The sequence below is a fragment of the Buchnera aphidicola (Schlechtendalia chinensis) genome (assembly GCF_001648115.1).
GTDB classification, from domain to species: Bacteria; Pseudomonadota; Gammaproteobacteria; order Enterobacterales; family Enterobacteriaceae; genus Buchnera_B; species Buchnera_B aphidicola_N.
The window spans coordinates 376142-400261 of sequence record NZ_CP011299.1 but is presented as its reverse complement, the minus strand read 5'-3'; the positions used below and the strand labels follow the sequence as shown (position 1 = coordinate 400261).

Sequence of the window (24120 nt, the reverse complement as noted above, 5' to 3'; positions counted from 1 at the left end):
TTGAGCGATATGGCTAAGAACTTAATTCTTTGGTTAGTAATTGCAGCTGTAGTGTTATCTATTTTTCAGAATTTTAATGCTAATAACATAAATTATCGAAAAGTAGATTATTCTACTTTTTTATCAGAAGTCAATCAAGATCAAATTCGCGAGACGTATATTAATGGGCGTGAAATTAATGTAGTTAAAAAAGACAACAGTAGATATACAACATATATTCCTATTCATGATCCTAAATTATTAGATACTTTATTAGTTAAAAATATCAAAGTAGTAGGAGAGATACAAGAAGATCCTAGCTTTTTAACTTCTGTTTTTGTCTCATGGTTTCCTATGCTGTTATTAATTGGAATCTGGGTTTTTTTTATGAGACAAATGCATATTGGTGGTGGAAAGGGCGCTATGTCTTTTGGAAAAAGTAAAGCTAGAATGTTATCTGAAAATCAAATAACAATTACTTTTTCTGATGTAGCTGGTTGTGATGAAGCTAAATCTGAAGTAAAAGAATTAGTAGATTATCTCAGGGAACCGAGTAGGTTTCAAAAGTTGGGTGGTAAAATTCCAAAAGGTATTTTAATGGTGGGTCCACCTGGAACTGGGAAAACCCTTTTAGCTAAAGCTATTGCTGGTGAAGCTAAAGTTCCTTTTTTTACTATTTCAGGATCTGATTTCGTCGAAATGTTTGTAGGAGTTGGTGCATCAAGAGTTAGAGATATGTTTGAACATTCCAGAAAATCTGCACCATGTATAATTTTTATTGATGAAATTGATGCTGTAGGTCGTCAAAGAGGAGCTGGATTGGGAGGTGGGCACGATGAACGGGAACAAACATTAAATCAAATGCTAGTAGAAATGGATGGTTTTGATGGAAACGAAGGAGTTATTCTCATTGCAGCTACTAATCGTCCAGATGTTTTAGATCCCGCTTTGTTAAGACCTGGTAGATTTGACCGCCAAATTTTTGTTGCATTACCAGATATTCGAGGTCGTGAGCAAATAATAAAAGTACATATGAAAAAAGTTCCTTTAGGAAAAGATGTTAATCCTATGATTATAGCTCGTGGAACGCCTGGATTTTCTGGAGCAGATTTAGCTAATTTAGTTAATGAAGCAGCTTTGTTTGCAGCGCGTACTGATCGTCAAGTAGTCTCAATGTTCGATTTTGAGCGAGCAAAAGACAAAATTATTATGGGAACTGAAAGACGTTCTATGGTAATAACTGATAAGCAGAAAGAGTCTACAGCATATCATGAAGCAGGGCATGTCATTGTAGGAAGATTAGTTCCAGAACATGATCCTGCTCATAAAGTTACTATTATTCCAAGAGGTAGAGCATTAGGAGTAACGTTTTTTTTACCAGAAGATGATGTATTAAGTTTAAGTAAAAATAAGCTAGAAAGTCAAATATCTACTTTGTATGGGGGTAGACTTGCAGAAGAAATAATTTACGGTTCTAATAATGTGTCTACTGGTGCTTTTAACGACATTAAAGTTGCGACTAGCTTAGCTAGAAATATGGTAACACAATGGGGATTTTCAAAGAGATTAGGGCCTCTTTTGTATTCTGAAGAAGAAGGTGAAATTTTTTTGGGTAGAACGGTAGCGAAATCAAAACATATGTCGGATGAGACAGCAAGAATAATTGATGAAGAAGTAAAATTGTTAATAGAGAAAAATTATCAAAGAGCAAAAAAAATATTGCGTGAAAATTTAGATATTCTTCATGCTATGAAAGACGCTTTAATTAAGTATGAAACAATTGATTCTTGTCAAATTAACGATTTAATGGAAAGAAAAACTGTACGCACTCCAGATGGATGGCATGAAAATAACAATTAAACTATATTTAAATTATTAATTTTTCTTTATTTTTAATTTTTAAAGTTATAATTAGTTTGATTTTATACAATGTTGTGTTTTTGATTTTAGTAAAACACATTTTAAGATGTTATTTTTTAAAATTTTTATTGCTATCTCTTATAAACATTTAAGAGATAGCTTACGATTATGAACAAAATTTTAAATATCATTTAAAGTCACGTTGCTTTTGTAATTTTTTCTCTAAAATTGTGTATTATAAGAATTTTTTTACAAAAGAATCATATAATTTACATACTTTTTTTATTATGAAATTTGACACTATTTTAAAATTTAAATTTTGATATAATTATAAGGATTAAAACTTGAACTCTAAACAATATTTTGGAACTGATGGTATTCGTGGAAAGGTTGGAATTTTTCCAATTACTCCGGAGTTTTTTTTAAAACTTGGAATAGTTATAGGAAAGTTATTATTTAAAAATAGTATTAGAAAAGTAATAATAGGAAAGGATACTCGAATTTCTGGTTGTATGTTAGAATCTGCATTGAGTTCGGGTTTATCCGCCTCTGGAGTTTATGTAATGTCTTTAGGAATAGTATCTACTCCAGCTGTTGGTTATTTAACAAAATTTCTAAGATTAGAAGTTGGTATAGTGATATCAGCGTCTCATAATTTGTTCGTAGATAATGGTTTGAAATTGTTCTTAAAAGAAGGTTTAAAAGCATCATCTTTTGTAGAACAAAAAATTGAAAAGGAATTAAAAAAACCTATAATTTATAGAAATATGATTCGTTGTTCTTTAATTAAGAAAGTGAATTTTGCGAATAAGGAATATATTAAATTTTGTAAATCTATTTTTCCATTTTACTTTAATTTAAACAATATTAAAATTGTATTAGATTGTGCTAATGGTTCAGTCTATAAGGTAGCACCTAGAATTTTTAGGGATTTTGGAGCAAATTTGATAACGATATCTGTTCGTCCTAATGGATATAACATTAATAAAAATTGTGGAGCAATTAATACTAATAATTTAAGAAAAAAAGTTTTATTTCACAGAGCAGATATAGGTTTAGCTTTTGATGGTGATGGAGATCGTGTAATTATGATTGACCATTTGGGAAATAGAGTAAATGGAGATCATATTTTATATATTTTAGCAAAATTTTTATTGTATTGTAAAAATAAAAAAGAAGGTGTAGTTGGTACTGTTATGAGTAATAATGGTTTGTTAATAGCTCTAAAAAAATTAAGGATTCCTTTTGTTAAAACTCAGTTAGGAGATAAAAACATAATAAAAAAATTGAAAGAAAACGAATGGACGTTTGGTTCAGAAAGCTCTGGCCATGTTATAATGTTAAATAAATCACCTACTGGAGATGGTGTTATTACTAGTCTACAAATTATAAAAATTATGGTCGATACTCGTTTAAGTTTATTTCAATTATGTTCTGATATAAAATTATTTCCTCAAGAAATGACGAATATAAAATTTTCGGAACATGATGTTGTTTTACAATATAAAAAAATTGAGTTTATTGTTTCTAAGTATAAGAAAACTTTAGGGAGATTTGGTCGTATACTTTTAAGACGATCTGGAACAGAACCTTGTTTTAGAATTATGATAGAAGATGAAGATAAAAACATTGTTTCTTTTATTTCTCATGAGTTAAAAAAAGAATTTTAGATTTGTTTCTACATTTTAAATTTGATTTTTTAAAATAATGAGGAAGGATATATGTATAATTGTTGTTTGGGAATTTTTATTTTTGTTTCTATTTTTTTAATATTTTTTATTATGATTCAAAATGGAAAAAATAGTGATGTAAATACTGTTTTCGGTTTAGAAAAATCGAAACAAATAATAACAAATTATAGCAATAATACATTAACTAAAATTATTAGTATATTAGCTTTTTTATTTTTTTTAATTAGTTTAATAATATGTAACGTTAATTATAATAATATATTTTAAATGATGTCTTAAGTATTTTTATTGAATAAATAGTTTTTAAATTGTACCGAGGTGGTGAAATTGGTAGACACGCTATCTTGAGGAGGTAGTACTTTTATTTAGTATGCGGGTTCAAGTCCCGTCCTCGGTAATTTTAATATAACAAAATCCCCGAACTAAACGGGGATTTTGTTATATTAAAATTACCGAGGACTTAAAAATTTAATAAAATTAAAATAATTTTTTAAATTCTAGTTATAATATTTAAAAATATTTTTATTAATTTAAGTGAAATTTTATTACTAATATGTAAAATTTTTGTTTTTGAAATTTTTATTTTTAAAAAACAAAATATATTTTTATTTTTAAAAGTTTGCCATGAGATATTTTAAATTCCACAATATTATTTTATGAATTGAGGTAAACTAAGATGAATAAAGAAGTCTTAGCTGTTGTGGAAGCTGTTTCTAATGAGAAATCTCTACCCCGTGAAAAAATTTTTGAAGCTTTAGAAAGTGCATTAGCAATAGCAACTAAGAAAAAATATAATCAAGATATTGATATTCAAGTAAAAATTAATCGAAAAAATGGAAATTTTAAAACGTTTCGTAGATGGTTAGTTGTTAAAGAAGTTTTAAATCCAACGAAAGAAATTACATTTGAAGCTGCTAAATATGAGAACGAATTAATAAAAATAAATGATTATGTAGAAGATGTACTAGAATCAGTTACATTTGATAGAATTACCACTCAAACAGCAAAGCAAGTAATTGTTCAAAAAGTTAGAGAAGCTGAAAGGTCAATGGTTGTAAATCAATTTAAAAGTCATATTGGCGAAATTGTAACAGGAATAGTTAAGAAAAATAATAGAGATAGTGTTACTTTAGATTTAGGAAATAATGCTGAAGCATTAATTCTAAAAGAAGAAATGTTACCGAGAGAAAACTTTCGGATAGGAGATCGCATAAAAGGTGTTTTATACTCTATTCGTCCTGAATCTAGAGGTGCACAGTTATTTGTTAGTAGATCTAGACCTGAAATGCTAATTGAACTCTTTAGAATTGAAGTTCCAGAAATAGGAGAAGAAATTATTGAGATAAAAGCAGCAGCTCGTGATCCAGGATCGAGATCTAAAATTGCAGTTAAAAGCAATGACAAGAGAATTGATCCAGTGGGTGCATGTGTAGGCATGAGAGGTGCTCGTGTACAAGCAGTTTCTAATGAATTATGTGGTGAACGAATTGATGTTGTGCTTTGGGATAGTAACTCAGCTCAGTTTGTTATCAATTCAATGGCTCCAGCAGATATTTCTTCTATTGTAGTAGATGAAGAAAGTCATTCAATAGATGTTGCTGTGCATTCCGAACATTTAGCACAAGCTATTGGAAGAAATGGTCAAAATGTTAGATTAGCTTCTCAACTGAGTAGTTGGGAAATTAATGTTATGACAACTGATGATTTGAAGTTAAAACATCAGAAAGAAGCTGATAAAATTTTAAGTATTTTTAAAAAATATTTAAAAGTTGATGAAAAATTTTTAAAAATTTTAGTTAAAGAGGGATTTTCTTCAATTGAAGAGTTAGTTTATGTACCTTTTAACGAATTATTAAATATCAATGGATTTAGAGAAGAATTAGCATTTTTAATTCGTTCAGAAGCAAAAAAAGCGCTAATTTCTATAGAGCAAGAAAATAAAAAAAATTTAGATAAAAAAAAACCTAGACAGGAACTTTTAAATTTAAGCGGTATGAATCAGGTAATTGCTGAAAAACTAGCAAAAAAAAATATTTATAGTTTGGAAGAATTAGCTGATCAAGGTATAGATGATTTAGTAGATATTGAAGAACTTAATGTTGATACAGCTGGTGCTTTAATCATGAAAGCACGGAATATATGTTGGTTTGGTGAAAAGGTATAAAATAGGAATAATTACAATTATGGAAATAGACATAAATATATTATCTAAAGAAATGAATATTTCAGTAGAAAAATTAGTACAAAAATGCGTTAAAGCAGGTATTATTAAAGATAATTATAATTTTTTAACTAAAAATGAAAAAAAAATTTTAGAAAAATATTTTAAGAATACTAACCATGTTTTAAAAAATACATTAACTTTAAAACGAAAAACCCGTAGTACTTTAAATATATCTAATATGGGAGGTAAAAACAAATGCGTATATGTTGAAATTAGGAAACATAAAACATATACGAAACCTAAAGAAGGTATTAATAATAGTACATTAGATGATGTTTCATATAACTCTATTAAAAACGAATATGAGTTATTGTCTAATTCAGAACAAAAAATTAGTCATTTTCATCATTCTGCTAAGAACGTTTCTAAGAAAAATGACACTTTAAATAATATAAAAAAAGATGTAAATGTCAATAATGCAGAAAAAAAGGTAAATTCTATATTCCAAAATATTGGTTGTAATAATGTTTCTTCTAAAAAAATAGAACTACAATATAATGAAAATGTTTTAAGTCCTATTCTCAAAGAAACCAAAAAAAACAAAGATAAAAAAAATAACTGGTCTAAAGATTTAATTCGAAAAAAATCACGTAATGTTTCTAATACAATTAGTGCTCGTAATTTTAATCGTTATACAGGGATAAAAGACAATAATCGTCTACATCATCAAAAAAAAATAAAAAATACAAATAATAGAAACAATAAAACGTATTTAGATAAAAAATTTAATCATGAAAATTATAAGAGTTTTAGTAATTTAGAGAAGAGTAATAAGGTTTGTCAAAATAGTACTTTACAACAAATATTTATGAAACCATCATGTGTTATTAATAGAGACATAACTATTAATAATGTAATTACGGTATGTGAATTAGCAAATAAAATGGCTGTAAAAAGTTCTGAAATAATTAAAAAAATGATGAAGTTAGGTTATATTGTCACTATTAATCAAAGTTTAGACAAAGATATGGCGCAGTTAGTAGCAGAAGAAATGGGTCATAAAGTTACTATATATCATGAAGATAAGTTGGAACAAGATATCATGAAAAATCGTGATATTAGTAATGAACGTGTACAAATTCGTCCTCCTATAGTAGCTATTATGGGACATGTAGATCATGGAAAAACTTCATTGTTAGATTATATTAGATTAACTAAAATTGCTTCTCAAGAAGCAGGTGGAATAACACAGCATATAGGTGCTTATCATATTGAAGTAAGAAAAAAAATAATAACGTTTTTAGATACTCCAGGACACGCGGCTTTTACTGCTATGAGGTCTCGTGGTGCTCAAATTACTGATATAGTGGTTTTAGTAGTAGCTTCTGATGATGGAGTAAAACCTCAAACTATTGAAGCGATACAACATGCTCAAGCAGCATCAGTTCCCATTTTAGTTGCAATAAACAAAATAGATAAACCTAATTCAGAACCTGAAAAGGTTAAAAATGAATTAATAAAATATAATATTCTTCCAGAAGAATGGGGTGGTGATAACATTTTTGTGAATATTTCAGCTAAAACAGGAGAAGGAATAGATAATTTGTTAAAATCTATTTTATTGCAATCTGAGATGTTGGAATTAAAAACAACAATTTCTGGAATGGCTACAGGTTTAGTTATTGAATCATTTTTAGACAAAGGAAAAGGTCCTATTGCTACAATTTTAATCCAAGAAGGTACATTAAAAAAAGGAGACATCGTATTATGTGGATTAGAATATGGGAAAATTCGTGCTATTAAAAATTCTTTAGGAAAAGAGGTGCAGTTTGCAAGTCCTTCTATTCCGGTTGAAATATTAGGATTATCAGGAATCCCTATAGCTGGAGATAAAGTTGTTGTTGTTGGTGATGAAAAGAAAGCTAAAGAGGTTTCAATATATCGCCAAATGAAATTTAGAGAAAAAAAGTTAACAAAAAAATCTTCGTTTAAGTTATCTAACATTTTTGAAAAAATTAAAAAAGATAAGATTTTGGAATTAAATATTGTTTTGAAATCTGATGTTCAAGGTTCGTTAGAAGCTATCTCAGATTCTCTTAATAAATTATCGGATAGTAATGCAAAAGTAAATATTATAGGAAAGGGAGTTGGAAATGTTACAGAGACTGATGCATATTTTGCTTTTGCTTCTAAAGCTATAATTATAGGATTTAATGTTAAAGCTGATTTTTCTGCACAGCGTATTATTGAATCTGAAAATTTAGATTTTCGACATTATTCAGTTATATATCACATTATTGATGAAATAAAAAGGTCTATACATGGTATGAGATCTCCTACATATAAACAAGAAATAATAGGATTAGCAGAAGTAAGAAATGTATTTAAGTCTCCTAATTTTGGTAGTGTTGCTGGATGTATGGTTATAGAAGGTATAGTGAGAAGACATGATTTAATTAAAATATTGAGAAAAAACAAAGTAATTTATGAAGGAAGATTGGAATCATTAAAAAGATTTAAAGAAGATACTAGCGAAGTTAGAAATGGAGTAGAATGCGGAATTGGAATAAAAAATTATAGCGATATTTGCGTTAGCGATTTAATCGAAACGTTCCGTTCGTTAGAAATTAAGACAACTTCACAATAATTTTTAATTTTTTTTGGTAATAGTGAGTGGAGAATTTATAGAAATGTTTCAATCAAATCGTCTTTTTCGTATATCTAAAGAATTACAAAAAACGATATCATGGATTATTCGTTATTCGTTAACAGATTCTCGCTTTAAAAATTTGATAACTATATCAAGAGTTAAAATTTCGCGTGACCTTTGTCATTCTAAAATATATGTTAGTATATTCGATAACAATGATAGTAATATGTCTCATAAAAATATTATGCTAATGTTGACAAAATCTTCACGATACATAAGATATTTATTGGCACAAAAAATTTGCTTACGTGTAATTCCTATTTTAAATTTTGTTTATGATGATTCGTATATTCAGGGTGTCAAAATTAGTAATTTGATTAATAGATCTTTTAAGAAATAAAATTGTTTAATAAACAAGGATAGTTAAATGTTTTTTAAAAAACGTACTATTATTAATGGTATACTTTTAGTAGACAAGCCAAGTGGTTTTTCTTCTAATCAAGTTTTGCAAACAGTAAAAAAAATTTTAAATGTAAAAAAAGCAGGTCACACAGGATCCTTAGATCCTATTGCTACAGGAATGTTGCCAATTTGTTTCGGGGAAGCAACAAAATTTTCTCAATTTTTAATTAATTCTAATAAACATTATCGAGTAGTTGCCAAGCTTGGACAAACTACAAAAACATCTGATTCTGAAAGCGCGATTATCAAATTTAGAACAATAAATTTCACATTTTCAAAATTAATTAAAATTTTGAATTCTTTTCATGGAATTATTGATCAAATCCCCTCTATGTATTCTGCGATAAAATATAAAGGAAAATCATTATATACATATGCTCGGAGAGGGGTTTGTATACCTAGAAACAGTCGAAAAATCGTAATTTATAAGTTAAAATGTGTTAATTACGAAAATTTTTGTTTAGAATTAGAGGTTTTGTGTTCTAAAGGAACTTATATTAGAACTTTAGTAGAAGATATAGGGGAAAAGTTGGGATGTGGTGCACATGTAATTAAATTACATAGAATTCAAGTAGGTAATTATCCTATTTCTCAAATGATTACAGTTAAAAAATTACAAGAGTTATATGAAAAAGATAAAAAATTTGTTTTAAAAGAGTTAACAAAATTTTTTATTCCTTTAGATTTTCCTGTGTTAATTTTCCCAGAATTAAACTTGTCTTTTGATAAATCAAAAAAAATAAAAAACGGAGAAAAAATAAAAATTTTTTATTATATTTATAGTCCTTTTGTTCGTATTACAGAGGGTGAAAATAGAATTTTTATTGGATTAGGAAAAATAAATAAGTTTCAAGAGTTATTTCCTTATCGTTTAATTTCTACTAATTTTTAAAATTTATTCTTAATACAAAAATTATATAATAATGTCTTAGATAATATGCTTCAAAAACATGAGTTGTAAGCTTTTTTACATTATTAACATATATTACATGGAGTATGGTAAAATGTCTCTTAACATTGTTTTTAAAAGTAGTGAATTGATTAAAAAATTTGGACTTAATGAAAAAGATAGTGGAAAATCTGAAGTACAGATTGCTTGGTTAACTAATAAAATTAATTGTTTACAACGACATTTTTCTGTTCATAAACAAGATCATTGTAGTCGACGTGGATTATTAAATATGGTGTCACATCGTCGAAAATTATTAAATTATTTGAAAAATAAAAATATATTACGTTATACTAATATAATTGATCAATTAGAATTGCGTCGCTAATCGACAAATAAAAATATGTTGTCTATATTAAAAATTTAAAAATTATTAAAATACTTTTTTAAAAGGGCAATAGCCCTTTTTAAAAAATTTTAGCTTTTTAAACATAAAATGTTTTAAATTTTTTAAAATCTTGAAAAAATTTAATTTATTTTAGAAACTATTACATTTTTTAGATGAACAAGGATTATAAGTATTAATTTATGTTTTGTAAATATGCAAATTGTAATATATTAAGGACATTATTTTGTTAAACCCTATTATACGTAAATTTCAATATGGTCAGAATACTGTTACATTAGAAACAGGTTTAATAGCAAGACAAGCTACTGCAGCGGTAATGGCTAGTATGGATGATACTTCAGTTTTAGTTACTGTTGTTAGTCAAAAAAAAATATCATCTGATCAAAATTTTTTTCCGCTAACTGTAAATTATCAAGAAAGAACATATGCTGCAGGTCGAATACCTGGCGGTTTTTTTAGACGTGAAGGTAGACCTAGTGAAAATGAAATATTAATTGCTCGTTTAATTGATCGTCCTATTCGTCCTCTATTTCCAAAAGGATTTTTCAATGATGTTCAAATTATTGCAACAGTTGTTTCATTAAATCCTCAAATTAATCCCGATGTTGTCGCTATAATTGGTGCATCTGCTGCTTTGAGCATATCTGGATTACCATTTTTCGGTCCTATTGGTGTTGCTAGAGTTGGTTACTTAAATCATAAATATATATTAAATCCAAATGTTGAGCAAATTAAATCTAGTAATTTAGACTTAATAATATCTGGGACAAAAAAGTCGATTCTTATGGTTGAATCTGGATCTAATATGTTTTCTGAAGATGAAATAATGGAAGCTATTACTTTTGGACATCAACAACAGCAAATAGTTATTCAAAACATTAATATTTTTGCTAGTAAAGTTACTATACCTATGTTAGACAATTGTTTACATACTATAGATGAAAATTTGAGATTACGAGTTATTGATTTATCTAAAGAATGTATCAATAATGCATATAAAATTATTGATACAAAAGAAAGAATGAAAACATTAAACAAAATTAAATTAGATACAATTTCTATTTTAACTAGTGAGAATTCTTTGATAAACGAGTCAGAAATTAAGTCCGTAATTCTCGATATTGAAAAAGATATAGTTAGAAACCGTATTTTGAATAGTAAGTTGCGCATAGATGGTAGAAAAAAAGATATTATTCGAGATCTAGACATTAGAACAGGAATATTACCAAGGGTACATGGATCTGCGTTATTTACGAGAGGAGGAACACAATCTTTGGTATCAGTAACATTAGGAACGTCTCGAGATGCTCAAAATGTAGATGAATTACTTGGAGATCGAACAGATAATTTTTTGTTTCACTACAATTTTCCTCCTTATTCTGTAGGAGAAATAGGTATTACAGGTTCTCCTAAACGTCGTGAAATAGGTCATGGGAAATTAGCAAAACGCAGTATATTATCAATAATGCCAAAATTGGAAAAATTTCCTTATACAATACGTGTTGTATCCGAAATTACTGAATCTGATGGTTCTTCTTCTATGGCTTCTGTTTGTGGAGCTTCTTTGGCTTTAATGGACGCAGGTGTTCCTATATCTTCAGCTATAGCTGGAATAGCTATGGGATTGATAAAAGAAAAAGACAATTTTGTAATATTATCTGATATCTTAGGAGATGAGGATCATTTTGGAGATATGGATTTTAAAGTCGCTGGAAGTGAAGCAGGAATTACTGCCTTGCAAATGGATATAAAGATTGAAGGTATTACTATCAAGATTGTAAAATTAGCACTTTATCAAGCTAAAAAAGCTAGAATACACGTTTTAAACGTTATGAAAAAGACATTAGAATTTCCAAGAAAGGATATTTCTGAGTTTGCACCTCGAATTCATACAATTCAAATAAATCCTGAAAAAATAAAGGACGTTATTGGCAAAGGTGGTTCAGTGATTCGCATGTTAACTGAGGAAACAGGAACTACTATTGAAATTGAAGATAATGGAACAGTTAAAATTTCTGCAATGATAAAAGAAAAAGCTAAAAATGCTATTCGTAGAATTAAAGAAATTACAGCTGAAATTAAAGTAGGTAAAATTTACACTGGAACAGTAACTCGTATTGTTGATTTTGGTGCATTCGTATCTATTGGATTTGGAAAAGAAGGATTAGTTCATATTTCACAAATTTCCAACAAGCGAATAGAGAAAGTTACAGATTATCTGTGTTTAGATCAAAAAGTTTTTGTAAAGGTATTAGAGATAGATAGGCAAGGAAGATTGCGATTAAGTATTAAAGAGAATCAAAAAGTATTATATTAAATTCTAGTTTATGTTAATAATATTTTGTGTTATAAAATATTTAAATAAGCATATTTAAAAAAAGAATAAATATATAGATTAACGCAATATATAAATATTAATTAATATAATTGTTTTAATTTTATTTGAAAAAGTATTATAAAACTTTAAGTTTTTTATACTTTATATATATATTAATAAAAAACACATTTAAACATTCAATAAAATTCATATCTTTCTTTATATATAATGGTTTGTATTTTATGAAACAAAATTTCTATAGTGTTTTATTTGATGCAAAAATAATTTTATTGTTAAGCTCTTTCATAGAGTTTTAGTGTTTTCCCAAATTATTTATTTTTGAGCCGGTTAACATTGTACAATGAAAATAAAAAAACATTGTTATTATGAGTTATGTAAACTGGCCACTGTAACTTAAGAGGCATATGCATTTGCATGATCCATATTGATAAAATAACGTTTTCTAGTTTAGGTTTAAATTCATCTATTGTAAAATCGCTTGATGATATGGGATACATAGAACCATCTCCCATTCAAATTGCGTGTATTCCACTTCTTTTAAAAGGTAGAGATGTTTTAGGAATGGCACAAACAGGAAGTGGAAAAACTGCTGCTTTTGCGCTACCTTTTTTAAATAATATTAAATTACATTTAAAAGCACCTCAAATTTTAGTATTAGCACCTACTCGGGAGTTAGCAGTTCAAGTAGCTGAAGCTTTTTCGCTTTTTTCTAAAAATTTAATTGGGATTTATGTATTAGCTTTATATGGAGGACAAAGATATGATTTACAGTTAAAAATTTTGCGTCAAGGTCCTCAAATTATTGTTGGAACTCCAGGTAGACTACTTGATCATCTTAAAAGAGGAACACTTAATTTATCTAACTTAAGCAGTTTAGTATTAGATGAAGCTGATGAAATGTTAAGGATGGGGTTTATAGAAGATGTAGAAGCTATTATGACTAAAATTCCTGCTCAACATCAAACTGCATTATTTTCCGCTACTATGCCTGACATTATTCGAAGAATTTCTAAAAGATTTATGAAAAATCCTAAGGAAATCAAAATTCGATCTAATACTATTACTCGCCCTGATATTAAACAAAGTTTTTGGATAGTATACGGGAGAAAAACTGATGCATTAATTCGTTTTTTAGAAGCTGAAGATTTTTCTGCTACTATTATATTTGTACGTACTAAAAGTGCGACATTAGAAGTTTCTGAGGTTTTAGAACGTAATGGTTATAATAGTGCTGCATTAAATGGTGATATGAATCAGTCTCTTAGAGAGCAAACATTAGAAAAATTAAAAGACGGAAGATTGGATATATTAATAGCTACAGATGTTGCAGCGCGTGGATTAGATGTTGATCGTATTAGTTTAGTTATTAATTATGATATTCCTATGGACGCTGAATCTTATGTCCATCGTATTGGTCGAACTGGACGTGCAGGAAGGACAGGAAAAGCACTTCTATTTGTTGAAAACCGTGAACGACGTTTGTTACGTAATATTGAAAGAATAATGAAATTAACTATGACAGAAGTTCCATTACCAAAAGTTGAATTATTAAACAAGCGTCGTTTAGAAAAGTTTTCTAAAAAAGTTCATATACAATTAGATAGTAAAGATTTAGACCAGTATCGATATTTGTTACCGAAATTGCAACCTGAAAATGAAATAAGTATGGAACTATTAGCAGCTGCATTATTAAAAATGGCACAAGGAGAACGTCTGCTCATTATGAAGCCTGATTCGTTGATGCATGTATCAGCTAAAAGCAAATACTCGAGAAGTTCTTACAATGGGAGTGATAAAAAGAGTAATTTTCGATTTCGACGCGAAAATAAAGAAAGTGGAAATATGGATTTATATCGAATTGAAGTTGGGAGAAATGATGGTGTAGAAGTTCGCCATATTGTTGGGACTATATCTAATGAAGGGGATATTAACAGTAGGAATATTGGGAGTATTAGATTATTTTCTACGTATTCTACTATTGAACTTCCAAAAAAATTATCAAAAAATATACTAAAATTGTTATTTCGTACTAAAATACTTAATAAACCAATCAACATAAAGTTATTTTATAATGTACAACGTAAAAAAAATTATTCTTTTGAAAGTGCAAAAAGAAAACGTAGTAACAATGTACATTGTACTTCTTCTAAATTAGTTGAATCAAGAAAAAATGTTAAGAATATTCCAAGAGACAATACAACTTTATTATCAAATCGTCGAAAAATATCTAAGTAGTTTTTAAATGTTAGAGACTAATATTATTTAATATGCTAAACATTCTTTTCTTAAATAAAGTTTAAAATTTTTATTTATATTTTAGATATATATGTTTTTTAGAATTTTAGTATTTTTAAATAATATTTATTTAATGAATTAAATAAAGTTACTAATATTAAAAATACATTTTTCATAAATTTAAACTAATATATAGTAACAAGGCAAAGGAAAACATTATTATTTCTTTGCCTTTTATATTTTATATAGTTATCTATTTTTTTTATAAGCAATTGTTTCAATTTCAATTGAAGCATTATAAGGTAATTTTGATACTTCAATGCAAGATCTAGTAGGAAATTGATTAGAATATTTCATAAAAAATTTTTTATATATGCTGTTTACAGAATCTAAGTTTTCTAAATTAGTTAAAAATATAGTAGTTTTTATAATATCTTTGACTTTTGCGTTATGGTTTTTTAAAATAGATTTAATGTTATTTAATATTTCTTTAGTTTGAACAATAATATTATTTTGAGTTTTATTGAATGTTTTAGAAATTTGTCCAGATATAAAAATTAGATTTTCAACTTGTATTGATGTTTTATAAGGGCCAATAGGATCAAAGTTTTCATTTAAATTTGTTGTAACTGTCATAGTTTTTTCTCTCTTAATGTTTATAAAATTTTAAGTTTTAAAACAATTATCATAAATGATATAATAAAAGTATTAGCATTGATTCATTAAAATAATATTTTTTTGAAATTCTTTTTCGCAATATTTACAAATTAAGTAAACGTTATTATTTTTTTTAAATTTAAAGCTAGAAGAAATTTCTAAATCATTACTAACACAATTACTATTAGGACACACTAATATTTTATTTATTCTGCTAGGTACAGTAGGAAAAATTTTTCCTATTAGATTATAATTATAAATATGGTTTACTGTAGCACATGGTGCATAGATAGAGAGTTGATTAATTTGATCATCTGTTAAAAATGTATTTTCAATTTTTATAATATCTTTTTTTTTTAATTTTTGTGAAGGAAGATTTAAACCTATAGTTACTCTTTGTTCTGTTTCAGTAAATTTAAATAAAGTTAGCAATTTAAAGCCAATTTGTGAAGGGATGTGGTCAATTACGCTGCCACAATTGATTGCTTCGACTTTTAATTTTTTAATTTGATTCATTATATATATCCTTATTTAATACTAGTGCTAATAATGCTTGTCGAGTATATATTCCATTTTTTGCTTGTTGAAAGTACCACGCATATGGTGTCTTATCTACATCTTTAGAAATTTCATTTATTCTAGGCAATGGATGCAAAATTTTAAGATTTTTCTTAGCATTTTTTAAATCAATGGCTTTTAAGACACATTTCGTTTTTATATTGACATATTCTGTAGATTCAAGACGTTCTTTTTGTATTCTTGTCATGTATAAAATATCTATTTTAGAAATAATTTCTTTAATATTATTGTACTTATTCCAAACAATTTTTTTTTCATGCAACATATTGTTAATATAGCTAGGCATTGTTAATGTATTTGGAGAAATGAAGAAAAAACGATTATTATTGAATTTTGATAATGCTTGAGTGAGAGAATGCACTGTTCTACCATATTTTAAATCACCAACCATGCCTATATTTAAATTATTCAGTTTTTTTTGGGTTTCACGAATTGTGAATAAATCTAGCAATGTTTGCGTGGGATGTTGATTAGCACCATCTCCAGCATTTATAATGGGGATTTTATTAGAAAATTCAGATGCTAATCTAGCTGCTCCTTCTTTAGGATGTCGAATAATAATTAAATCAACGTAGGTACTAATTACTGAAATAGTATCAGATAAACTTTCTCCTTTTTTTCCAAAAGAAGTATTATTTCCATCGGAAAATCCAATTATTGATGCTCCTAGCTTGAGTATAGCAGTTTCGAAAGATAATCGAGTTCTAGTAGAAGCTTCAAAAAAGCAAATGGCAACAATTTTATTTTTTAGTAATTTTAGATGATTTTTTTTTTAAGAGTATTAGCAATGTTTAAAATTAATTCTAACTCTTGTTTGCTTAAATCATTAATAGATATAATGTTTTTTAAATATAACGATTGATTCATTTTAAATTTTTTCCTTATTAGTAATAAGTATAAATGAATATAATTAATATTATATTTTGGAATAGATATAAAACGTTTTTTAAATTAAAAAATATTAATGATTTAATGTTAGATTCAATAATTTTAATAGTAAAATATTTTAAATTTTTACAAAAAGAAATTTTGTGTAAGACTAGTTATCATTAATGCTTTAATTGTGTGTAATCGGTTTTCAGATTGTTCAAAAATAATTTTTGAATTAGATTCAAATACTTGATTTGTAATTTCTATTCCAAATTTTAAGTTATTGTTTTTAATTATTTTTTTCCCCATAATAGTGTCTTTATCGTGAAATGCAGGTAAACAATGTAAAACTTTCGTATTAGAATTTTTAGTTAAATTTAACATTTTGGAGTTAACTTGATATTTTTTTAATAAATTGATATGAGTCTTCCATTTTGTTTCCGGCTCACCCATAGATATCCAAACGTCAGAATAGATAAAGTCCACATTTTTTACACCATCTTCGATATTTTCTGTACAAATTATGTTTCCATTATTTTTTTGTGCTTGTTCTCTACACTTTAAAAAAAAAGTTAGTTTCGGCCAAAATTGAGATGGAGAAACTAAACGTAAATCAAAACCAAAAAGTGCTGCAGCTTCTAATAAAGTGTACCCTATATTATTTCTTACATCTCCTACATAAGCAAATTTAATATCAGATAGACACTTTCTTAATGGTAATGTTTCTTGTATAGTTAATAAATCAGCTAATATTTGTGTAGGATGAAATCTTTCTGTTAATCCGTTCCAAACCGGAACTTCAGAATATTGTGCTAGGGTTTCTATTGCATGATGACTATGTCCACGATATTGTATTCCATTATACATACGGCTTAACACTCTAGCAGTGTCTCGTATTGATTCTTTATATCCTAAATGTGTACTTCCTGGTCCTAAATATGTAACGTTTGCTCCTTGATCAAATGCTGCCACTTCAAATGCACATCTAGTTCTAGTAGACTCTTTTTCGAAAATTAACACAATTTTTTTGTTTTTTAAATATTTTATTTCTCTTTTATTTTTTTTTGCACTTTTTAAAATTCTAGCAACGTTAATAATGTGCTTAACTTCATAAGTTTGAAAATCTAGTAGTCTAAGACAATTTCTTTTATATAACGAATTCACTTTATTGTCCTTAATCGAAAACTCAGTTTTTTATATATTTTTGAATGTTGAAATTTCTTATAACTTTTTTATATTAAGATAATAAGTTTATTTTTTTCTCATATTTGTTAATTTAAAATTATTATATTAAGAATAAAAAATTAACATTAAAGATTTTAACATTTTATTGATTACATTAATGGTTTTTTAAAAAATATTTTATTTTTTAATGCGAGTTCTTATGGTGTATTAAGTTTTTTTAAGTGTAAAATGTGTTATTGTATATTTTTTTTCTTTATTTATGTAATATTAATAAAAATTTTATAGAATACGATATTACCATATTCAAATTTTAATTTAAATTAAAATATATTTACAATGAATGAACTAATCATTATTCAAGTGTTTAAAATACTTTTTAAGATTGGTTAATAAAAATTAACGTTTTTATGTGAAATTTTTAATAGTTTTTTAATTTTTATTATTTCATAATGAATTTTATGTTAATTCGAGTGATTTTTTTAGTGTTTTAGTTTTTTAATAATTTATAAAATTATTAATGAAATCCAAACGTATATTTGCATTTTTAGGAGCGATATGAAATATAAAATTAATGACAGCAATTTTGATAATATAAATTCTGATTGTTTAATTTTTGGACTTTTTGAAGATTTAGAACTTTTTGGATTTGTTAAAGAATTAAATAAAAATTCTAATGATTATATTAGAAAATTGATTGAAAAAAAAGAAATGTCAGGAAAGTTAGGTCAATTTTTACTTTTATATAATCTTCCTAATGGTTTTTCAAAAAAAATCATTTTAATTGGATGTGGAAAAAAAGAATTTTTTGGTATTGATATATATAAAAAATTCTTTGAACATAGCTTAAATATTGTTAAAAAACTCCCTATTTCTAACATTAGTTATTTTTTTTCTGATTTGCATACAAAAAAGTTAGACATATATTGGAAAATTAGATTCGCTATTGAAACTATTCAAAACGTTTTATATTGTTTTGATAAGTTTAAAACAAGAAAGAAAAAATTGTTCAATTTTTTAAAAAATGTTATTTTTAGTATTAAAGAAAGTGACGATATATCATTAGCTAAAAAAGCTATTCTTCATGGAATGGCAATTTCAAAAGGTTTAAAATGTGCTAAAGATCTTTCGAATACTCCACCTAATATTTGTAATCCGTCATATTTGGCTCATAAATCAAAACAACTATCTTTAAAACATCCTCATTCGATGAAGACAAAAATTGTTGATCATAATGACATGAAAAATTTAGGAATGAATGCATATTTATCTGTTGGAATAGGATCCAAAAATAAACCACTTATGTCTATTATTAAATATAATGGAATTCAAAAAAATGATTTAAGAACAGTTGTTTTTATAGGAAAAGGAGTAACTTTTGATTCTGGAGGAATTTCCATTAAACCTTCTTCGCGAATGGATGAAATGAAATATGACATGTCTGGAGCAGCAGTTGTTTTTGGACTTATGGTAGTTGTTTCTGAATTAAAGTTACCTTTAAATGTTATAGGAATATTAGCAGGTTGTGAAAATATGCTAAGTGATAAATCCTTTCGACCTAGTGATATATTAACTACTATGTCTGGGAGAACAGTAGAAGTTTTAAATACAGATGCTGAAGGAAGATTGGTGCTATGCGATGTGTTAACATATGTTGAAAAATTTAATCCTAGCGTTGTAATTGATATTGCTACTTTAACTGGTGCTTGTGTCGTCGCGTTAGGAAATGATGTTACCGGATTGATGTCTAATAATACTATTTTAAAAAATGATATAAAGAGAGCTAGTGATCAAAGTAATGACAAAGTTTGGGAGTTGCCGTTATTTAAAGAATATTATAAATACTTAGAGTCTAATGTAGCAGATATCAATAATACTGGAGGAGCAGTCGCTGGTGCTATAACAGCAGCATGTTTTTTATCCAAATTTTCTAAAAAATACAATTGGGCTCATTTAGACATTGCTGGAACTGCATGGACTCCAGGTAAGAATAAGAGTTCTACAGGGCGTCCTGTGTCATTACTATCTCAATTTTTATTGAATATGCTTAAAAGTTCATAGAAAATTTTTGGATGTATAATTTTTAAATTTTTATTGAATATGATACTATTACTTTTTTACTAATTACTTTCAAAAAATGAAAAAATATTTCAATCCTATAGATATTGAAGAAAAATTATATGATTTTTGGGAAAAAAATGGTTATTTTAAGCCTGATTTTTCATGTAATAAGTCAAATTTTTGTATAATATTACCTCCACCAAATATTACTGGAAATTTACACATAGGTCATGCGTTTCAATATACTATTATGGATATTTTAGTACGATATCATCGTATGCAAGGAAAAAACACTTTATGGCAAGTTGGTACTGACCATGCTGGTATTGCTACTCAAATAGTTCTAGAAAAAAAAATATTATTAAAAGAAGAAAAGACTCTTAAAGAATATGGAAAAGAAAAATTTATAAAAAAAGCATGGGAATGGAAAAAAAAATCTATTCACAAAATTACTTATCAAATGCGTAGATTAGGTATTTCTGTAGATTGGACGAGGCAAAAATTTACTTTAGATCCTGAAATATCTTATGCAGTTAAACAAGCGTTTATAATTTTATTTAATCAAAAGTTGATTTATAAAAGAAAAAAATTGGTCAATTGGGATCCTATATTAAAAACGGTAGTATCTGATTTAGAGGTTCAGAATCGTAACTCTATAGGTAAAATGTGGTATATAAGATATACCGTGATAAATAACAATTCAGATATAGATAACGATGATATAAGTAACGAATATTTAACAATTGCCACAACTCGTCCTGAAACATTATTTGGAGATGCAGCAGTAGCTGTTCATCCTGAAGATAAGAGATATAAAAAATTTATAGGAAGAAATGTTTTAGTTCCATTAATTAATAGAGTTGTTCCTATTATTGGAGACTATTATGTTCAAATGGATAAGGGAACTGGATGCGTTAAAGTTACTCCTGCTCATGATTTTAACGATTTTGCAATAGGTGTTCGGCATAATTTGCCAATAATCAATATTTTTACTCTTGATGGTGACATTTCTGATACTGTACAGGAATACTGTTTGGATGGTAAACCTTCTAACATATACGATAAAGAAATTCCGTTAAAATATCGTAAAATAAATAAATTTTTAGCTAGAAAATTAATTATAAATGAACTAATTGAGAATAATCAATTAGAAAAAGTCGAAAATTACAATTTAACCATTCCATATGGAGATAGAAGTAATGCTATTATTGAACCATTGTTAACAAATCAATGGTATTTGAGCGTTTCTTCATTATCGAAGAAAGCTTTAGATTCTGTAAAAAATGGGGATATTGAATTTATTCCTAGAAGTTATGAAAATATATATTTTTCTTGGATGAGTAAGATAGAAGATTGGTGTATTTCTAGACAGCTGTGGTGGGGGCATCAAATTCCTATTTGGTATGATAAAAAAGGCAATATGTATGCTGGACATTGTGAACGCCATGTGAGAAAAACGTATAGTCTTTCTAAAGAAGTTGAACTAATTCAAGATGATGACGTATTAGATACGTGGTTTTCTTCTGGTTTATGGGTACTTGCATCGTTGGGTTGGCCTAAAGATATAAGTTTTTTAAAAAAATTTTATTCTACTGATGTTATTGTTAGTGGATTTGATATAATTTTTTTTTGGATATCTCGAATGATAATGTTAAGTATGCATTTTATGACAGATAAGCAAAAAAAATTAACAGTTCCTTTTAAAAAAGTATATATCACTGGTTTAATTTGTGATGAAAATGGAAGAAAAATGTCAAAGTCTGAGGGAAACGTTATTGATCCAATAGATATGATTGATGGGATTACATTAGAATCGTTAATCAAAAAACGTACAAAGGATATGTTATGTTCTAAATTGGAAATTCAAATTCAAAAAAGAACTAAGATTATGTTTCCTAATGGCATTAATGCTACTGGAACTGATGCATTAAGATTTACTTGTGCAGCTTTAGCTAGTCCAACTAGATATATTAATTGGAACGTTAATCGTCTTTTTGGTTATCGAAATTTTTGTAATAAATTATGGAACGCTAGCCGGTTTTTATTATTAAATATTGATATTGCAATGAAATTTCATGATGATAAAAAGGTACTTTCGATAGCTGACAAATGGATATTATTAAAATTTAACACTACAGTTAAAGAGTATAGATATGCCTTAGATACTTATCGATTTGATTTAGCTTCAAGTGTATTATATGAGTTTGTTTGGAACATATTTTGCGATTTTTATATAGAATTAGTAAAACCATTTATTGTATCTTGTTCAGATTTAGAATTAGTGGGAACTAAGCATACTTTGTTATATGTATTAGAATCAATATTACGGTTGGCTCATCCAATTATTCCATTCATCACTGAAGAAATTTGGCAAAAAATTCGAATTTTTTTAAATACAAAAGATGTCAATACTATTATGTTGTGTTCATTTCCAAAGTACAAAAAAAATTTTAATGATAATAATGTTTTGAAAGATATGAAACGAATACGATCTATAATAGAAATTGTACGTCAATATCGGAATAATATAAAATTGACTTATAAGACTCTGATACCTATATATTTTTACAATACTAGTTTAAAAATTAATATGTTAATAGAAAGTCATAAAGAGTATTTAAAAAAAGTTTTGTATTTAAAAGATATAACAATATTATTCGATAATAAAAATAGATCATCTTATCTATCATACTCATTTTTCGGATCGGAAATATTAATTCCTATATTAGGTAATTTTTCTAAAAATATGGAATTTGAACGGATTTCAAAAGAAATACTTAAGACAACTTTAAAAATAAAAAAAATAAAAAATCAATTATTTAATAAAAATTTTTTAAAAAATGCTCCACAAGAGATAATAAAAAATGTAAAAAAACAATTTAAAGATTTAAATATGAATTTGGAAAAGTTACTTTTAAAAAAGGATCAACTTCTCTAGAAATTTTTATTTGTATTTTATTATTTAAATTATCGAAATTATTTATATAAACATTACATAAAACATTGGAGCATCAAGTATATCATGATTATTTTACACAATTCTATTTCTAATAGTGAACTAAAAAATAATATGCTGTGTGATAATACTCCTAGAACCACTGTTTCTTTTTATAAATATTACTTTATTCAAGATCCTTATAAATTTAGAAATGATTGGTACATAAATTTTAATAATTTTAATGTTTTTGGAAGAGTATATGTTGCTCATGAAGGTATAAATGCGCAAATAAGTATTCCTCGTGCTAAATATTGTAGTGTTAAAAATTTTATTTATAATTATAGTAATGAATTGAAAAATATACATATTAATTATTCATTAGACGATAGAAAGTCTTTTTGGGCTTTACGTGTAAAAGTTCGGAATACCATCTTATTTGATAATTTGCACAAAAGTTCATATGATTTGAATTATATTGGAAAATATTTAGAAGCTAAAGAAGTTAATAAAATGTTAGACACAAAGGATGTAATATTTTTAGATATAAGAAACAATTATGAGTATAGAATTGGGAATTTTAACAATTCAATAAATTTTCCTGTGAATACGTTTAGAGAACAATTACAAAACATAGTTATTTTTTTAAAAAATAAGAAAGATCGAATAATTGTTATTTATTGTACTGGAGGTATTCGATGTGAAAAAGCATCATCGTGGATGCTTTGTAACGGATTTAAATATGTATATCAGATAAAAGGCGGAATTATTGGATATGTTAATGATGCCAAAAGAAACAACATTCCTATTAAATTTAGAGGGAAGAATTTTGTTTTTGATGCACGTATGAGCGAAACAGTATCGAATGATATTCTATCAAGTTGTTCTCAATGTGAAAATTTATGTGATACATATAAAAATTGTTATAACGATTTGTGTCATCGCCTATTTATTCAATGTATTCAGTGTTCTAAAAAATTTAATAATTTTTGTTCTGAAAATTGTATGAATATAAGACGTTTTAAAAATATATAAATAATGTATTTTATAAGTGTTAAGAATTTTAAAGTTTAATAGAATTAAAGAAATTTTTTTATTGTTTATTAAAACCTTACATTGGTTGTTGTTATGTCAAATAATTTTGTATATAGTTTAATAA

Annotated in this window: 16 protein-coding genes, 1 tRNA gene and 1 pseudogene; 14 read left to right on the top strand and 4 right to left on the bottom strand. The window is 26.5% G+C overall.

Going from position 1 to position 24120, the window contains the following annotated elements:
* The first annotated feature begins 9 nt into the window (after positions 1-9).
* From ftsH to XW81_RS01715, 11 genes are all read left to right on the top strand, one after another.
* Positions 10-1839, top strand: a complete 1830-nt coding sequence (gene ftsH / locus XW81_RS01765; RefSeq protein WP_075474240.1) for an ATP-dependent zinc metalloprotease FtsH — start codon at positions 10-12, stop codon at positions 1837-1839.
* A 344-nt stretch (positions 1840-2183) separates the two neighbouring features.
* Positions 2184-3509 (top strand): phosphoglucosamine mutase, encoded by a 1326-nt coding sequence (gene glmM, locus XW81_RS01760; RefSeq protein ID WP_075474239.1) that lies wholly within the window; start codon positions 2184-2186, stop codon positions 3507-3509.
* 51 nt (positions 3510-3560) lie between these two features.
* The gene (gene secG, locus XW81_RS02975) at positions 3561-3797 is read left to right on the top strand and encodes a preprotein translocase subunit SecG (RefSeq protein WP_075474238.1); all 237 of its coding nucleotides are present in this window, start codon (positions 3561-3563) and stop codon (positions 3795-3797) included.
* Between the two features lie 45 nt (positions 3798-3842).
* Positions 3843-3927 (top strand) — tRNA-Leu (locus XW81_RS01750).
* Between the two features lie 279 nt (positions 3928-4206).
* Positions 4207-5694: a transcription termination factor NusA gene (gene nusA, locus XW81_RS01745; protein WP_075474237.1), complete on the top strand. Its 1488-nt coding sequence runs from the start codon at positions 4207-4209 to the stop codon at positions 5692-5694.
* 19 nt (positions 5695-5713) lie between these two features.
* Positions 5714-8341, top strand: a complete 2628-nt coding sequence (gene infB, locus XW81_RS01740) for a translation initiation factor IF-2 (protein WP_416377906.1) — start codon at positions 5714-5716, stop codon at positions 8339-8341.
* Positions 8342-8384: 43 nt separating this feature from the next.
* Positions 8385-8744 carry a 30S ribosome-binding factor RbfA gene (rbfA, locus tag XW81_RS01735; RefSeq protein ID WP_075474433.1) on the top strand — a complete coding sequence of 120 codons (360 nt, stop codon included), beginning with the start codon at positions 8385-8387 and terminating at the stop codon, positions 8742-8744.
* A 27-nt stretch (positions 8745-8771) separates the two neighbouring features.
* Positions 8772-9698, top strand: a complete 927-nt coding sequence (truB, locus tag XW81_RS01730) for a tRNA pseudouridine(55) synthase TruB (RefSeq protein WP_075474236.1) — start codon at positions 8772-8774, stop codon at positions 9696-9698.
* 112 nt (positions 9699-9810) lie between these two features.
* Complete coding sequence (gene rpsO, locus XW81_RS01725; RefSeq protein ID WP_075474235.1) at positions 9811-10083, top strand: 30S ribosomal protein S15; 273 nt, start codon at positions 9811-9813, stop codon at positions 10081-10083.
* A 244-nt stretch (positions 10084-10327) separates the two neighbouring features.
* Positions 10328-12421 carry a polyribonucleotide nucleotidyltransferase gene (gene pnp, locus XW81_RS01720; protein WP_075474234.1) on the top strand — a complete coding sequence of 698 codons (2094 nt, stop codon included), beginning with the start codon at positions 10328-10330 and terminating at the stop codon, positions 12419-12421.
* A gap of 435 nt (positions 12422-12856) precedes the next feature.
* The gene (locus tag XW81_RS01715) at positions 12857-14677 is read left to right on the top strand and encodes a DEAD/DEAH box helicase (protein WP_075474233.1); all 1821 of its coding nucleotides are present in this window, start codon (positions 12857-12859) and stop codon (positions 14675-14677) included.
* A 249-nt stretch (positions 14678-14926) separates the two neighbouring features.
* Here XW81_RS01715 and XW81_RS01710 read toward each other — a convergent pair whose 3' ends face one another.
* The 4 genes and pseudogenes from XW81_RS01710 to argF all read right to left on the bottom strand — a co-directional run bounded on the left by XW81_RS01710 (position 14927) and on the right by argF (position 17947).
* Positions 14927-15313: a Rid family detoxifying hydrolase gene (locus tag XW81_RS01710; RefSeq protein ID WP_075474232.1), complete on the bottom strand. Its 387-nt coding sequence runs from the start codon at positions 15311-15313 to the stop codon at positions 14927-14929.
* 72 nt (positions 15314-15385) lie between these two features.
* Positions 15386-15850 carry an aspartate carbamoyltransferase regulatory subunit gene (pyrI, locus tag XW81_RS01705; RefSeq protein WP_075474231.1) on the bottom strand — a complete coding sequence of 155 codons (465 nt, stop codon included), beginning with the start codon at positions 15848-15850 and terminating at the stop codon, positions 15386-15388.
* Positions 15837-16780: pseudogene (pyrB, locus tag XW81_RS01700) on the bottom strand (aspartate carbamoyltransferase). The gene pyrI and the pseudogene pyrB overlap by 14 nt, the downstream one beginning before the upstream one ends.
* A gap of 147 nt (positions 16781-16927) precedes the next feature.
* Positions 16928-17947: an ornithine carbamoyltransferase gene (argF, locus tag XW81_RS01695; protein WP_075474230.1), complete on the bottom strand. Its 1020-nt coding sequence runs from the start codon at positions 17945-17947 to the stop codon at positions 16928-16930.
* 576 nt (positions 17948-18523) lie between these two features.
* On the opposite strand from argF, the gene XW81_RS01690 reads away from it, so the two are divergent.
* The 3 genes from XW81_RS01690 to XW81_RS01680 all read left to right on the top strand — a co-directional run bounded on the left by XW81_RS01690 (position 18524) and on the right by XW81_RS01680 (position 23996).
* On the top strand, positions 18524-20026 hold the full coding sequence (locus XW81_RS01690) for a leucyl aminopeptidase (protein WP_075474229.1): 1503 nt from the start codon (positions 18524-18526) through the stop codon (positions 20024-20026).
* 76 nt (positions 20027-20102) lie between these two features.
* Positions 20103-22964: a valine--tRNA ligase gene (locus XW81_RS01685; RefSeq protein ID WP_075474228.1), complete on the top strand. Its 2862-nt coding sequence runs from the start codon at positions 20103-20105 to the stop codon at positions 22962-22964.
* A gap of 84 nt (positions 22965-23048) precedes the next feature.
* Positions 23049-23996 carry a rhodanese-related sulfurtransferase gene (locus tag XW81_RS01680; RefSeq protein WP_075474227.1) on the top strand — a complete coding sequence of 316 codons (948 nt, stop codon included), beginning with the start codon at positions 23049-23051 and terminating at the stop codon, positions 23994-23996.
* Positions 23997-24120: the final 124 nt, after the last annotated feature.

Coding starts and splice junctions, on each gene's coding strand:
- rbfA (WP_075474433.1), top strand. CDS start 8,385: ATGTTTCAATCAAATCGTCTTTTTCGTATATCTAAAGAATTACAAAAA.
- nusA (WP_075474237.1), top strand. CDS start 4,207: ATGAATAAAGAAGTCTTAGCTGTTGTGGAAGCTGTTTCTAATGAGAAA.
- infB (WP_416377906.1), top strand. CDS start 5,714: ATGGAAATAGACATAAATATATTATCTAAAGAAATGAATATTTCAGTA.
- truB (WP_075474236.1), top strand. CDS start 8,772: ATGTTTTTTAAAAAACGTACTATTATTAATGGTATACTTTTAGTAGAC.
- pyrI (WP_075474231.1), bottom strand. CDS start 15,850: ATGAATCAAATTAAAAAATTAAAAGTCGAAGCAATCAATTGTGGCAGC.
- ftsH (WP_075474240.1), top strand. CDS start 10: ATGGCTAAGAACTTAATTCTTTGGTTAGTAATTGCAGCTGTAGTGTTA.
- XW81_RS01690 (WP_075474229.1), top strand. CDS start 18,524: ATGAAATATAAAATTAATGACAGCAATTTTGATAATATAAATTCTGAT.
- XW81_RS01715 (WP_075474233.1), top strand. CDS start 12,857: ATGATCCATATTGATAAAATAACGTTTTCTAGTTTAGGTTTAAATTCA.
- XW81_RS01710 (WP_075474232.1), bottom strand. CDS start 15,313: ATGACAGTTACAACAAATTTAAATGAAAACTTTGATCCTATTGGCCCT.
- secG (WP_075474238.1), top strand. CDS start 3,561: ATGTATAATTGTTGTTTGGGAATTTTTATTTTTGTTTCTATTTTTTTA.
- rpsO (WP_075474235.1), top strand. CDS start 9,811: ATGTCTCTTAACATTGTTTTTAAAAGTAGTGAATTGATTAAAAAATTT.
- XW81_RS01680 (WP_075474227.1), top strand. CDS start 23,049: ATGATTATTTTACACAATTCTATTTCTAATAGTGAACTAAAAAATAAT.
- XW81_RS01685 (WP_075474228.1), top strand. CDS start 20,103: ATGAAAAAATATTTCAATCCTATAGATATTGAAGAAAAATTATATGAT.